This is a genomic window from Weizmannia agrestimuris, from assembly GCF_943193165.1.
GTDB lineage: Bacteria > Bacillota > Bacilli > Bacillales > Bacillaceae_C > Weizmannia > Weizmannia faecalis.
Genome location: NZ_CALPDC010000064.1, coordinates 1 through 12,103, shown reverse-complemented (window position 1 = coordinate 12,103; position 12,103 = coordinate 1). Strand labels below are relative to the sequence as shown.

Here is a 12,103-nt window from a genome sequence, read left to right as displayed (position 1 = left end):
TCCCACGTGGCGGAATTTATGAAACAAGCCAGCCAAAAGAGCCAAGAAGTCATTGACCGGCTGCTTGTTAGATTAGAACTGTCAAAAACTTAAGTTCATCTTATATAGCTTAAAGTAAAGAGACCTGCCTGATTTCACTAGTTTACTGGCGACTTTTATGAGTCGGGTACGTATCGTATCAATTTGCATCGTCTTTTGTCCTTGTGGAAAGCAAAGCGTCCGTAACCAGTTTGTTAAATTATATGCCAGAAGACTCAACATCATTTTGACCTCGTTGATAAGGAAAGAATGGCTACTCATTTTATCAAAATAAAAACCATTCTTGGATTCTTTGATGTAGTTTTCCATCGTCCCTCTTTTTTGATAAGCCCGCACGATATCTTTTGGGGGGATGGATTCAAAATTTGTGACATAAAAGGCATGGTTGAAGAACAGTTCACCAGCAGGCCGTACAGACTGGATGATGACTTTTCTGGGCTTTGACCATGACTTTGCCTGGTAAATGGTTTCCTCATAAAAACATTCCTGTTTGGAAACATCTATAGAAGTGGTAGAAGGATGATATTCTTCCGCAATACTTTGTAATTGTGCATTTGATTTTAATCGGATAATATAATAAACCGATTCCTTTTCACACAGGGCATACAAAGCTGGTACGGCAAAACCACTATCCCCACGAAGGAATAGACTGGTTTCCGGGAATTTCTCGGTATAGTGTTCAATCAATGGCTGAATAAATTTCACCACGCCATTCGAAGTATAGAAATTTCCGGGACGAAGCTTAGCTTTAAGAAAATCCCCGGTAGCTCCATCAAAGGCTACTAAAGGATGGTAACCCATGGTTCCATAATGGGCATTGTAATCCGAGGATTCTTGATTCCCATAAGTATCAGAATGGGTAGAATCTAAATCGATGAACATGGCTTCTGACTTTCGGTATGCGTGAATTTTATCCAATAGTTCCTGATTCGCTTGATGTAAATGATCAATTGATTTTTCATCAAAGCGCCTATAAAAGCGAGATAAACTTGGTTGGGAAGCCAAAGCAGGTGTCCCAATGATTTGAGAGAAAACTGGATCATTTGTTAATTGATCAGCTGCATCGTCTTCGGAGTAGCCTGCGATCGTTTGATAAATCTTTTGGCGTAACAGGTTCTCGTTTGAATATAGGAAATACGATCTCGAATCGTTCAGCTTTAAATGTTCTGCAAGAGTCTGTGAGAATCCGATTTTTTCATCGAATTCTCTAAAAAGAAATTCACCAGTATCCGAAGAAAGAGCACCCCCACTATTTGACAATTTGATTTTATGATTGAAATCAAGAGTTATTTGCGGTAAAGTAGCCATATAAAGAATCCCTTCTGTTGGTTATTTTGTCCAAATTTAACTCTAACAGAAATGGATTCTTTTTTCATTTATTTAATGCTGAAATTTTCAACTCAAAAGCTTTATATACCGCCGATTAGTCCACTTTGAATCAAGAACGGTGAATAATTCAGGTATATTACTATTTATTCCCCTGTAAAAAAGTCCTTCCCCGCCAAAATCCCCCTTTCCTCTTACTCCCCCAAGGCTCCAACCGCATTTTGATGACCGCTGGCAATGTTAAAAAGTTGGTTCCCAAAACGCCTGATTTTTACCAGAAATTAGGTTGCTGGGTTGTACAGCATAGTCTGGAAATGTCAAAAAGTTCTTCCCTGATTAGAGAAAAAATATTGGAGAAATGACGGAACTGAGCTGGCTGGGAACCACATGAAAAAGGACTGAGAATCGCCCAATTCCATACAGTGGAGCTTCTAACGCTATAGGATTAGAGAACGCCAGAACCCTTGCGGGACAAAGGATTGGGCCGCTGTACAAAAGAAAAACTGGACCCGTTTTGGATCGAGCCTGAGTTTGTCTTTCTATTGAATTAGGGTTGAAAATGACCCGGAAAACAACCATATTTGCCTGCTGAATTGGCCTGGTCTCCTGCCGGTCAGGTACCAACGATTTAACAGCGGGTCCCAACTTTTTTGCAGGGGGACGGACTTTTTAACAGGGAGATACAAGGCCTCACCCAAAGAAGCCGGGCCAATAAAATCACCTTGTTTTACCTTGTATCATCCCTTCAATCAATCATTTGATTAAACAAAAAACCCAGGAAAACCAGTCATTCTGGCTTCCCCAGGCTTTTTGTGGTTTATTCGACTGTGACTGATTTGGCCAAATTTCTCGGCTTGTCGACGTCGCAGCCGCGGTGCAGTGCTGCGTAATACGCAAGCAACTGCAATGGTACAACAGAGATAAGAGGTGTCAGTAATTCGTGTACATGAGGAATGACGAAACGGTCGCCTTCCTCATTTAGGCCTTTCATCGAGATCACGCAAGGGTTGGCCCCGCGGGTGACAACTTCCTTGACATTGCCGCGGATGCTCCAGTTGACGTCTTTTTGCGTAGCAAGCGCGACAACCGGTGTACCGTCCTCAATCAGGGCAATTGTGCCGTGTTTGAGTTCGCCCCCTGCAAAACCTTCCGCTTGAATATAAGAGATTTCCTTCAGCTTCAGTGCGCCTTCAAGGCAGACAAAGTAGTCCATCGAACGGCCGATGAAGAAGCAATTGCGGGTGACCGTCAAGTAGTCATATGCCATTTGTTCAATTTCTTCTTTTGAACCACACAGCACTTCCATCGCATTTGCCACAAGGCCGAGTTCATGTACCAGGTCGAAGTCTTCGCTGAAACCACGCGATTTTGCCGCTACATCAGCAAGGATCGCAAGGACGGCAATTTGCGCCGTATATGCCTTTGTCGAAGCAACCGCAATTTCCGGTCCTGCATGAAGCAATAGGGTATAATCCGCTTCACGGGACAAAGTCGAGCCCGGCACATTGGTCATCGTCAGCGTCTTGTAACCCAATTCTTTCACTTTTACAAGCACGGCACGGCTGTCGGCTGTCTCCCCGCTTTGCGAAATAAAAATGAACAGCGGTTTTTCTGACAAAAGCGGCATATTGTAAACAAATTCACTGGATACATGGACTTCAACTGGAATTTTCGCCAGCTTCTCAATGAGCTGCTTGCCAACAAGGCCGGCATGGTAGCTCGTGCCGCATGCGATAATATAAAGCCGGTCAGCTTCGGTTACGGCATCGATAATTTGGCTGTCAACAGACAATTTGCCGTTGATATCCTGGTAAGCCTGGATAATTTTCCGCATCACGAGCGGCTGCTCATCGATTTCTTTCAGCATATAATGCGGGTACGTACCCTTCTCTATATCGCTTGCATCGATTTCTGCTTTATACGGTTGGCGGGTGATCGTTTCACCGGCAAGATTCTGGATGGTGACTTGCCCGCGGGTAAGGATGACCATTTCACCATCTGCCAGTTCGATAAACTGGTCTGTCACTTGCAGCATCGCCATCGCATCGCTCGCTACCACATTAAAGCCGTTGCCGACGCCTACCAAAAGCGGGCTTTTATTTTTTGCCGCATAAATCGTATTGCCGTCTTTTTCGTCCAAGAGGGCAAGCGCATAAGAACCCTTTAAAAGCGTCAGCGTTTTCCGGAACGCTTCCGCCGTTTCAAGGCCTTCTGAAGCAAATTTTTCCACCAGTTGCACGATAATTTCCGTATCGGTATCACTTTTTAAAGGAACATCCGTGAGATACTCTTTTTGCAAAAGCGTGTAGTTTTCGATCACGCCGTTATGCACAAGCGTAAAACGGCCGGATGCACTTTGGTGCGGGTGGGCATTTTCTCTGCTCGGAACCCCGTGGGTTGCCCAGCGTGTATGGCCGACGCCGATCGTTGCCGCAATTCGCATATCCACGATCCGGCGCAAATCTTCAATCCGTCCCTTTTCTTTAAACACATGCACGCCGGCTTCATTTCGGAGAGCGATCCCTGCAGAATCGTAGCCTCTATATTCCAGCTTCTCCAAGCCTTTTAACAAAATTTCCTTCGCATCTTCAGTACCGATATAACCAACAATACCACACATTTGTTCTTCCTCCTCGGATCACAAGGGGGCAAGAACTACCGGGAGCAGTCCTGCCCCCTTATCTCTTGAAATTTTTGTAAACCTGCTGATCCGTTTTCTCTTCCCACATGCTTTTCCCTTTGTCCGCCGGGTCGCCCCGCCGATTTGTGGAAAAACATACGGCTGTGTGTGGCAGCCGGGAGGCATCCGCCGAAATCTCGATACTCCTCCTCCTCGTCAACTGGACCTATCCGTCCCAGACCCAGTTCTGGCGCTTTTAAAAAATCGCAAACGATCCTCCTTTTCTGTAAAGTGAAGAGAAAACAACAACATTATCATAGCGTATGCATGATACTTCGTCAACATATTTTTCCATTCTCAACATAAAATATGCATAAGAGGGTTGTTACGTGCCCCCTTATGCATAGGAAAAATCATTTATTAAAAATTAATCTTTCAAACCCATTTCCGCTTCCACTGCCCCGGCAATCCGGGAAACAAACCGGCTGCAGTCTTCCGCCGTCTGTGCTTCCACCATGACACGCACAAGCGGCTCTGTTCCGGAAGGGCGGACAAGAACACGCCCATTTCCGGCCATTTCCCTTTCCACCTCATCAATCACCGATTTTATTTTTTCGTTTTCTAAAACATGGTATTTATCGGTTACCTTTACATTCACGAGTTTCTGCGGGTACTTTTTCATTTCCGCAGCCAGTTCGGAAAGCGGCTTGTTCGCGATCTTCATGATGTTGATCAGCTGCAGCCCGGTTAAAAGGCCGTCACCGGTCGTGTTATGGTCAAGGAAAATAATATGGCCCGACTGCTCGCCGCCCAAATTAAAGCCGTTTGCTTTCATTTCTTCGACAACGTACCGGTCGCCGACAGCCGTTTGAACACTGTTGATGCCGAGCGCTTCAAGGCCCTTATGGAAGCCGAGATTGCTCATTACAGTAGAAACGACGGTATTTTTCTTTAAAAGCCCTTCTTGTTTTAAGTATTTGGCACAAATATACATAATCTGGTCCCCGTCTATGATCTGGCCTTTTTCATCAACAGCGATCAACCGGTCGCCGTCGCCGTCAAATGCAAGCCCGACATTCGCGCCTTTTTCCTGGACGAAAGCAGCAAGCGCTTCCGGATGCGTGGACCCGACCCCGTCATTGATGTTCAGGCCGTTCGGGGATGCCCCCATTGTCGAGACATCTGCATCAAGATCGGCAAAAAGATATGTCGCCAGTGAAGAAGTCGAACCGTTGGCACAGTCAAGCGCCACATGAATACCGGTAAATTCTTCATCCACTGTCTGTTTTAAGAACTGCAGGTATTTCTGGCTGCCTTCAAAGTAGTCGCTGACAATGCCGAGATCTTTCCCGACCGGCCGCGGCAGGTCATCCGTGTCTTGATTGAGCAGTTCTTCGATTTCCGCTTCCTCATCATCCGACAGTTTAAAACCATCGGGGCCGAAAAACTTAATGCCGTTATCTTCCACCGGGTTATGCGATGCCGAAATCATGACGCCGGCCTGCGCCCCCAATGCTTTTGTCAAATAAGCAACACCCGGCGTGGTAATCACGCCAAGCCGCATTGCTTCCGCCCCGATAGACAGAAGCCCGGCAACAAGCGCCCCCTCAAGCATCTGCCCGGAAATGCGCGTATCGCGGCCAATCAGAACTTTCGGCCGCTCATTCGCATGCTTGGTCAAAACATATCCGCCGAAACGTCCCAGTTTAAAAGCAAGTTCAGGTGTGAGTTCAGAATTTGCTATGCCTCTTACTCCGTCTGTACCAAAAAATTTCGTCATCAGGTTTCGCTCCTTCTTTTCCGCATATCAGTTCTGTTATTCTGTCTTTTGTGCTGCGTCACTTATGCGTATTTTCGCCTTTTCACCGGAAAGCCTCCACGTTACATTTTTCGGGCCCGATACAATATAGCTAACGTCATGGTCCCCCTCCTTCAGACCAGACAGATTGATCGAAACGTTAAAATCAGAGGCGGAAATCTTGTCCAAATCGCTCTTTTTCCCGTCTGCAATAATATCAATCGTTCCGCTCTTTGGAGAAAGGAAATCCATTTGATAGCCGGCAGCCAGTCCTTTTTCCTTAATCGGAATATTGCTCAGCGTTTTCTCATCCTCATTCTTTTTTTCTTCCACTTTGATGGTCGCTGTGACCATTTCCGGATCCACCTTATTGATACCGTCCGGAAGAGTAATTGGAACATCAATGGTCGTATCTTTCGTAATTTTGCTGATGTCGATGTTAACCGGCAGCGTCTCAATCCCGGCAAGGCGGGCACTGGTGCCGTAGATGGTCACCTTCTTCGGATTTGTCGTGATACTTGTTATTGTCAAATTGTCGCGGTTACTGCCAACCGGGTTAATGGAAATCGGGACGGTTTTGCTCGGATTGGTCACATTCACCGAGACATTCACTTTATCCGGGTTGACCGAGACATCCAGTTTATTTAAATTCCGGTCGAGGACATTCACTGTCGCGGCCCTCGTAAAACTTTCCGTAATCGGTTTGCTGATTTCCACTGTCGCTTTTACATAACTGATCCTGTCAATGACGTTTTTCGCCCCGGTAATTTTCACAGTACCCGGCTCCACAGCAGGCACAGATGCTTCATACCCGGTTGCCAGCATATCTTTGTCGTATTCTGCCTCAACGTTGAAAATTTTGGATACTTTTTCTTGTACCGATACGGTAGCATACGTACGGTTGAGTTTGTATTTCAGTTTATCGGAAAGATCTTTTACTTTCAATTTGGCTTTTTGCTTGCCGATTTGTGCATTGCTTAAATCCATGTAAACGGTGAAATCCCTAGCGGCTTTCACCTGCTGGACGATGACTTTCGGGCCGGTTACAGTCACGTCCACCGTTTTCGGTGCGCCTGATACAACAAGGTTTTTATTATCATAAATCAGCTGGACCGGCATATTTTCAATTACGCCACTGCTGTTTTTTGTGGCGGAACCGATAATTTTATTGCCTTCGCCGTTTTCCACCGCAACTGAAATATAAAGCAGGATGGCTAAAACAAGCGCCAGCACCCTCATAAACCAACGATTGTCCATCAGTTTATCCATGTTTTCTCACCCTCCAGTTCCATTTCGACAAGGAAGGCTCCTTTGTTTTCTGGGTATAGTTCAGTTCGGCTTCCAGCATTTCCTGCAATTGCTCCAGGCTTAAATCCCTGTGAAGCTCGCCATTCTTCGTGACCGTTATCCCGCCCGTCTCTTCGGATACAACCACCGTCAAACAGTCTGTTACCTCACTGATCCCGACCGCGGCCCTGTGCCTTGTCCCCAGTTCCTTCGAAATAAACGGGCTCTCGGAAAGTGGCAAATAGCAGGCTGCTGCCGCCACTTTCCGCTTCTGGATAATCACGGCGCCATCATGAAGCGGGGTGTTCGGAATAAAGATATTAATCAAAAGTTCAGCCGACACAACAGAATCAAGCGGAATACCGGTTTCGATATAATCGCCTAATCCTGTTCCGCGCTCAATCGAGATCAGGGCGCCGATTCTGCGTTTCGCCATATAGCTGGTCGCCTTGACGATCGCTTCAACGAGGTGGGCCTGCTCATCTTCTTCCTGGCCGTTCGTTCTTGAAAAGAATTTTCCCCTGCCGAGTTGCTCAAGGGCCCGCCGCAACTCCGGCTGGAAGATAATAATCACGACCAGAAATCCGTATGTAAGTGCCTGATCCATCATCCATGCCAGCGCCTGCAACCCGAGCAAGCTGCTGAGACTCCTGACGATGATGATCACAAAAATGCCTTTCAAAAGCTGGACCGCTTTTGTTCCGCGGATCACCATTAATAATTTATAGATGACATACCAGACGACCAATATATCCACAATTTTGGAGAGATAGCTCCAGATGGGGAAATCAGCAATATGCATGACCCTGCCTCCATTAATTCATCAATCTTCATATCCTCTGTCTTCAACTGTTCTATTATATCATTTCCCACGGCGAAATAGCAGCTTTTGTATACCTGGAAAAAGAAACGGGAACCGGATCCGGCCCCGCTCCAATATATTTATATTCATTTCAAATGCTTCCATGCATCCTGTCCTGCATCTTTTATTTTATACCAAATCCATTCAAAAACTTCATTAATTTCTTCCACATTTCCGGTAACGTCCCCCGCGGAGGCCATATATTCATTTCCCCGGACCACCGTCACATTCCCTTCCACTTTCCCTTCAATCCGGAGATCGCCGTTTGTTACCGTAATGTCCTCTTTAATCACTTTTCCCTTCGGCACAATTGCGGTATGCCCCTGGACAATGATGTCTTTGTTTTTCGTTACGGAAAACTCGTCCGGGTTATGCCACTCGGAAAACATCGCGCCTGCCATTAAAATGAAGAACAAGCCGGCGGAGGCGAGAAACGGATGCATTTTCAACCAGCGGCCCGCCCAGACCCGCTTTTTCTCCCTTGGAAGATTTTTCATAACGCGGCCTGTAAAACCGGGAGGCGCCTGGACATTCGGAAGGCTTTGCACGTAAAAGATGCTTTTTTGCAGCTCATAAAAATGCTGTCGGCACGCGCGGCATGTTTCCAAATGGTACTCGAGCATTTTTTTATGGTCTTCCGGAATGTCTTCATCTAAGTATTCATGCATATACAGTACAATTCTCTCAGAACATGCCTCCATATTTTTCCCTCCTCACAGCCTGCCCAATTGCTTTCGCAGCGCTTCACGCCCGCGGTGGATTCTTGTTTTTACCGTTCCCAGCGGAATGTCCAGCATTTCGCTGATTTCATTTAAAGATAATTCTTCAATATACTTTAAAACGATAATAATTCGGTATTTTTCCGGCAATTTTAAAATTTCCCGCTGGATCATTTCCTGCATCTCAAGTGTCTCCACCTGCATATCCGGCAGCTTTTCCTCCGCCGGTACGGTTGAATAAAGGGTCAGCCCTTCCGTCCCGGAAATTTCCGCATCCAGATAAAAATCAGGTTTCTTCTTGCGGATCCGGTCAATACACAAATTAGTAGCAATCCGGTACAACCACGATGAAAATTTCCGTTCCTGCTTAAAACTTTTAATATGGATATAGGCGCGGATAAATGTTTCCTGCGCCAGATCCTCCGCTTCGGTGTGGCTCCCGATCATGCGGAAACAGATTTGGAATACTTTATCTTTATATAATTCAACGATATCATTAAAAGCATTTTGGTCACCCTTCATGACCTGCTTAATTTTTCGGTTTACAGTTGCTTCCATTTTCCCCCTCCGCCCTGTGCGGTACGTTATTTTTACGGTTTTCTCCTGAAAAGGTTTCAAAAAAAAGTAAAAAAATGTTCAAGTCTATTGTAGCAAAGTTATGGAAAAAATGTTTAAATCTTTAGTAAAATGGATATAAAATATTACAAATTTGAATATGAACGGGGAGTCAGGGATGAACCAGAAAAGCCGAGCCTTAATGTTGGAAATTGAGGAAAAAAGACGTGAAATGATTCAGCTCGCTTCGACCACTGCATACTGGGATGACCAGGTCTTACAGGCAAGCAGGCATCTGGACCAGCTCATCAATCAATTTAACAAATTGAAAAGCAGTAAACTTCAGGGATAAGTGAACAGAACACCCATGGAATAGATTTAAATAAAAAAACGGCAAAACATCATTTGCCGTTTTTTTATTTGCAGTGCCGGATACCGGCCGGCAGGGGCTATTTTTAAAGAAGTTTTTTTCCAAACAATGTTTCAATCAGGCGGACAGCTTTTTCTGCCGTTTGATTGCGGCTGTCAAGGATCGGGTTTACTTCAACAACCTCGGCTGAAACAACGGCATCTGCATCGTGCAGCATCTCCATGGCGAGCCTGCTTTCGCGGAAATGAATCCCGCCGTATACAGGCGTCCCCACACCCGGGGCTTCTTGCGGATCGAGCGCATCTAAATCGAACGACAAATGAATGCCATCCGTTCTTTCTTTTAAATAGTTAATACTTTCTGTCATGACACTCTCCATCCCGAACCGGTCAATTTCAGCCATCGTGTAGATTTTTATGCCCAGATTACGGATGAAATCCTTTTCCCCTTCGTCCAAATCCCGCTGCCCGATCAGGACAACATGCTCCGCTTTCAGTTTTGGAATATAGCCGTAAACGCCCGTTAAAGAAGCATGCCCGTGCCCGAGGCTGGCGGCAAGCGGCATGCCGTGGACATTTCCGGAAGGGCTTGTCTCAGGAATGTTCATATCCGCGTGCGCGTCAAACCAAATGACGCCGAGATTTCTGTAATGCTTGCTGATGCCGGCAATTGTGCCAATGGCAATACTGTGGTCGCCACCAAAAATAAGCGGAAACCGGTTGCTTTTTACAATTTCATCTGTATGCTCTGCAATGGACTGGCTTGCTTTTGAAATCGATTTCAAATTTCTCGCATTGGCTTCGTCATCAGGGAGCTGCTCCGCCCTGCCAATTTCAATATTGCCCAAATCGGTAACCGCGCAGCCGAGTTTCTCTAGCCCTTCTTTCACACCTGCATACCGGATCGCCTGCGGGCCCAGATCCACCCCTTTATATCGCTGCCCAAGATCCATTGGAACACCCATTATTGTAATATGTTTCTCCATCAGACTGCCCCCTTCCCTTCTCTCTATATATCATTGTAAAATTGTTTTCCAATTGGCTCAACTGTACAAAATTCTGTATAATTATACAGAAGAAATGGGAATTAGCTAAAATATCCTCCTTCAGACGGCAGTCAAACATTCTTGTTCACTGATTTTTTAGCTTTGCAGGTGGGGGCTTCTAAGGTAATTGCACCACTAGATTAAACATCAACCACCCATTAACAGACAATGAAGTGTACATGATGTTAAAACAATTTACAGATAAATAAAAAACGCTCAAAATCCTCTTATAAAAAAGGGTTTTGAGCGTTTCTCTTTGAAGCGGAAGACGGGACTCGAACCCGCGACCCACACCTTGGGAAGGTGTTGTTCTACCACTAAACTACTTCCGCATATTTATAGAATACCACACACTTTAAAAAAAGAAAAGAGTGAGCCATGCAGGATTCGAACCTGCGACCCTCTGATTAAAAGTCAGATGCTCTACCAACTGAGCTAATGGCTCGTAAAAATCTATATATCAAATGGCTACGCCAATTCAATAGCAAAAGGCTGGGCCAGCTGGATTCGAACCAACGCATGACGGAGTCAAAGTCCGTTGCCTTACCGCTTGGCTATGGCCCAATTATCTATAGTATGAACCCTCTCACCAAAAAAATGCACCAAAGTGCATGTCCAAAAAAAAGGATGGTGGAGGGGGACGGATTCGAACCGCCGAACCCTGAGGGAGCGGATTTACAGTCCGCCGCGTTTAGCCACTTCGCTACCCCTCCGTAAATGGTGCCGGCCAGAGGACTTGAACCCCCAACCTACTGATTACAAGTCAGTTGCTCTACCAATTGAGCTAGACCGGCATAAAAATGGAGGATGACGGGCTCGAACCGCCGACCCTCTGCTTGTAAGGCAGACGCTCTCCCAGCTGAGCTAATCCTCCAAATATGTAAATGGTGACCCGTACGGGATTCGAACCCGTGTTACCGCCGTGAAAGGGCGGTGTCTTAACCGCTTGACCAACGGGCCAAAAAACTATAAGCTTCCAATCGGGCTCGAACCGATGACCTCTTCCTTACCATGGAAGTGCTCTACCTGCTGAGCTATGGAAGCATATGACTCCGCAGGTAGGATTCGAACCTACGACCGATCGGTTAACAGCCGATTGCTCTACCACTGAGCTACTGCGGAATATCAGGCCCGGCAGCGTCCTACTCTCGCAGGGGGAGATCCCCAACTACCATCGGCGCTGGAAAGCTTAACTTCCGTGTTCGGGATGGGAACGGGTGTGACCTTTCCGCCATCGCCACCGGACCTCAATGACAAAAATCATTATAGCAAAGTTTCCATTGCTTATCAACAGGAATTATGTGATTCCCTGAAAACCGGATGGGAGAAAAAACTGTAAACGGAGAATGCGTTTCTAACTTTGAGAATTGTCTAGCTCCAGCGCCTATCGGCTAGCGTATTTCTACGCTTTCTCCCTACGATAAGCGGGCATCGGCTCGCCTTTAGGGGCTCGCCGTGTTTCCTTTATCTCAGTCGAAAGCT

At 46.1% G+C, this 12,103-nt stretch carries 8 protein-coding genes, 9 tRNA genes, 1 rRNA gene and 1 pseudogene; 1 reads left to right on the top strand and 18 read right to left on the bottom strand.

Going from position 1 to position 12,103, the window contains the following annotated elements:
* Positions 1-105: 105 nt before the first annotated feature.
* The 7 genes and pseudogenes from NFR98_RS14835 to sigW form a co-directional block, all read right to left on the bottom strand.
* Positions 106-1,347, bottom strand: a pseudogene (locus NFR98_RS14835) (IS1380 family transposase); the annotation flags it as partial.
* A gap of 835 nt (positions 1,348-2,182) precedes the next feature.
* Positions 2,183-3,985, bottom strand: a complete 1,803-nt coding sequence (glmS, locus tag NFR98_RS14830; RefSeq protein WP_035182814.1) for a glutamine--fructose-6-phosphate transaminase (isomerizing) — start codon at positions 3,983-3,985, stop codon at positions 2,183-2,185.
* A 427-nt stretch (positions 3,986-4,412) separates the two neighbouring features.
* Positions 4,413-5,765: a phosphoglucosamine mutase gene (gene glmM / locus NFR98_RS14825; protein WP_061577697.1), complete on the bottom strand. Its 1,353-nt coding sequence runs from the start codon at positions 5,763-5,765 to the stop codon at positions 4,413-4,415.
* Between the two features lie 36 nt (positions 5,766-5,801).
* A complete protein-coding gene (locus NFR98_RS14820; RefSeq protein ID WP_014096455.1) occupies positions 5,802-7,052 on the bottom strand; it encodes a CdaR family protein in 1,251 nt (416 codons plus the stop codon).
* Positions 7,045-7,872, bottom strand: coding sequence for a diadenylate cyclase CdaA (gene cdaA / locus NFR98_RS14815; protein WP_014096456.1), 828 nt, complete (start codon positions 7,870-7,872; stop codon positions 7,045-7,047). The genes NFR98_RS14820 and cdaA overlap by 8 nt, the downstream gene beginning before the upstream one ends.
* 146 nt (positions 7,873-8,018) lie before the next feature.
* On the bottom strand, positions 8,019-8,633 hold the full coding sequence (locus tag NFR98_RS14810; protein WP_017550303.1) for an anti-sigma factor family protein: 615 nt from the start codon (positions 8,631-8,633) through the stop codon (positions 8,019-8,021).
* 12 nt (positions 8,634-8,645) lie between these two features.
* Positions 8,646-9,209, bottom strand: coding sequence for an RNA polymerase sigma factor SigW (sigW, locus tag NFR98_RS14805; protein ID WP_017550304.1), 564 nt, complete (start codon positions 9,207-9,209; stop codon positions 8,646-8,648).
* A 175-nt stretch (positions 9,210-9,384) separates the two neighbouring features.
* Between sigW and NFR98_RS14800 the strand changes: the two genes are divergently transcribed.
* On the top strand, positions 9,385-9,558 hold the full coding sequence (locus NFR98_RS14800; RefSeq protein WP_014096459.1) for an aspartyl-phosphate phosphatase Spo0E family protein: 174 nt from the start codon (positions 9,385-9,387) through the stop codon (positions 9,556-9,558).
* Positions 9,559-9,661: 103 nt separating this feature from the next.
* Here NFR98_RS14800 and rocF read toward each other — a convergent pair whose 3' ends face one another.
* The 11 genes from rocF to rrf form a co-directional block, all read right to left on the bottom strand.
* Positions 9,662-10,561 carry an arginase gene (gene rocF / locus NFR98_RS14795; RefSeq protein WP_014096460.1) on the bottom strand — a complete coding sequence of 300 codons (900 nt, stop codon included), beginning with the start codon at positions 10,559-10,561 and terminating at the stop codon, positions 9,662-9,664.
* Between the two features lie 320 nt (positions 10,562-10,881).
* Positions 10,882-10,953 (bottom strand) — tRNA-Gly (locus NFR98_RS14790).
* Between the two features lie 40 nt (positions 10,954-10,993).
* Positions 10,994-11,066, bottom strand: a tRNA-Lys gene (locus tag NFR98_RS14785).
* 47 nt (positions 11,067-11,113) lie between these two features.
* Positions 11,114-11,185: transfer RNA gene (locus tag NFR98_RS14780), tRNA-Gln, on the bottom strand.
* Between the two features lie 64 nt (positions 11,186-11,249).
* Positions 11,250-11,334 (bottom strand) — tRNA-Tyr (locus NFR98_RS14775).
* A gap of 5 nt (positions 11,335-11,339) precedes the next feature.
* Positions 11,340-11,415: transfer RNA gene (locus tag NFR98_RS14770), tRNA-Thr, on the bottom strand.
* 7 nt (positions 11,416-11,422) lie between these two features.
* Positions 11,423-11,495 (bottom strand) — tRNA-Val (locus tag NFR98_RS14765).
* Between the two features lie 11 nt (positions 11,496-11,506).
* Positions 11,507-11,581 (bottom strand) — tRNA-Glu (locus tag NFR98_RS14760).
* Between the two features lie 11 nt (positions 11,582-11,592).
* Positions 11,593-11,665 (bottom strand) — tRNA-Thr (locus NFR98_RS14755).
* Between the two features lie 6 nt (positions 11,666-11,671).
* A tRNA-Asn gene (locus NFR98_RS14750) sits at positions 11,672-11,743 on the bottom strand.
* A 7-nt stretch (positions 11,744-11,750) separates the two neighbouring features.
* Positions 11,751-11,866, bottom strand: a 5S ribosomal RNA gene (gene rrf, locus NFR98_RS14745).
* Positions 11,867-12,103: the final 237 nt, after the last annotated feature.

What these genes read in the sequence shown, in the direction of transcription:
- glmS (WP_035182814.1), bottom strand. Translation starts at nt 3,985, where the DNA reads ATGTGTGGTATTGTTGGTTATATCGGTACTGAAGATGCGAAGGAAATT.
- glmM (WP_061577697.1), bottom strand. Translation starts at nt 5,765, where the DNA reads ATGACGAAATTTTTTGGTACAGACGGAGTAAGAGGCATAGCAAATTCT.
- NFR98_RS14820 (WP_014096455.1), bottom strand. Translation starts at nt 7,052, where the DNA reads ATGGATAAACTGATGGACAATCGTTGGTTTATGAGGGTGCTGGCGCTT.
- cdaA (WP_014096456.1), bottom strand. Translation starts at nt 7,872, where the DNA reads ATGCATATTGCTGATTTCCCCATCTGGAGCTATCTCTCCAAAATTGTG.
- NFR98_RS14810 (WP_017550303.1), bottom strand. Translation starts at nt 8,633, where the DNA reads ATGGAGGCATGTTCTGAGAGAATTGTACTGTATATGCATGAATACTTA.
- sigW (WP_017550304.1), bottom strand. Translation starts at nt 9,209, where the DNA reads ATGGAAGCAACTGTAAACCGAAAAATTAAGCAGGTCATGAAGGGTGAC.
- NFR98_RS14800 (WP_014096459.1), top strand. Translation starts at nt 9,385, where the DNA reads ATGAACCAGAAAAGCCGAGCCTTAATGTTGGAAATTGAGGAAAAAAGA.
- rocF (WP_014096460.1), bottom strand. Translation starts at nt 10,561, where the DNA reads ATGGAGAAACATATTACAATAATGGGTGTTCCAATGGATCTTGGGCAG.